The sequence below is a fragment of the Desulfurivibrio nitratireducens genome (genome assembly GCF_044068515.1).
GTDB lineage: Bacteria > Desulfobacterota > Desulfobulbia > Desulfobulbales > Desulfurivibrionaceae > Desulfurivibrio.
Map to the genome: position 1 here is coordinate 1 of NZ_JBIPKI010000098.1, position 990 is coordinate 990.

1 protein-coding gene is annotated in these 990 nt (G+C 60.7%); it reads right to left on the reverse strand.

From position 1 onward, the window contains the following. A partial coding sequence (tuf, locus tag ACHHTY_RS12050) for an elongation factor Tu (protein WP_395494415.1) occupies positions 1–990 on the reverse strand: 990 nt, incomplete at its 5' end.

Genomic DNA, 990 nt, shown 5'->3' on the forward strand with positions numbered 1-990 from the left:
TTAAGCGATGATCTTGTTGATGACACCGGCGCCTACGGTCCGGCCACCTTCACGGATGGCAAAACGCAGACCCTCGTCCATGGCGATCGGGGTGATCAGTTCGGCCTCTACCGTTACATTGTCCCCCGGCATTACCATCTCGGTTCCTTCCTGCAGGGTTACTACCCCGGTCACGTCCGTGGTCCGGAAGTAAAACTGCGGCCGGTAACCGTTGAAAAACGGGGTGTGCCGACCTCCCTCTTCCTTGCTCAGAATATAGCACTCGGCCTGGAACCTGGTGTGCGGGGTGATGCTGCCCGGCTTGGCCAGAACCTGGCCCCGCTCGATATCATCACGCTTGGTGCCCCGCAACAGAACACCCACGTTGTCCCCGGCCTGGCCCTGGTCCAGAATCTTGCGGAACATCTCAACCCCGGTAACCGTGGTCTTCTGCGTCGGTCGAATACCCACAATCTCGATCTCGTCGCCTACCTTGACAATACCCCGCTCGATCCGACCGGTGGCCACCGTGCCACGACCGGAAATCGAAAACACATCCTCCACCGGCATAATGAACGGACGATCGATGTCACGCTCCGGCTCCGGCACAAAGCTGTCGCAGGCCGCCATCAGATCCCAGATCGGCTTGGCCGACGCTTCGTCCTCGGGATTCTCCAGGGCCTTCAAGGCGCTGCCGTGGATGATCGGGGTGTCGTCGCCGGGAAAGTCGTACTTGCTCAGCAGCTCGCGCAACTCCATCTCCACCAGCTCGATCAGCTCCGGATCGTCCACCATGTCGCACTTGTTGAGAAACACCACAATGGCCGGCACCCCGACCTGACGCGCCAGCAGGATGTGCTCACGGGTCTGCGGCATCGGGCCGTCATCGGCGCCAACCACCAGAATCGCCCCGTCCATCTGGGCCGCGCCGGTGATCATGTTCTTGATGTAGTCGGCATGGCCCGGACAGTCAACGTGGGCGTAATGACGCTTCTCCGACTCATATTCCAC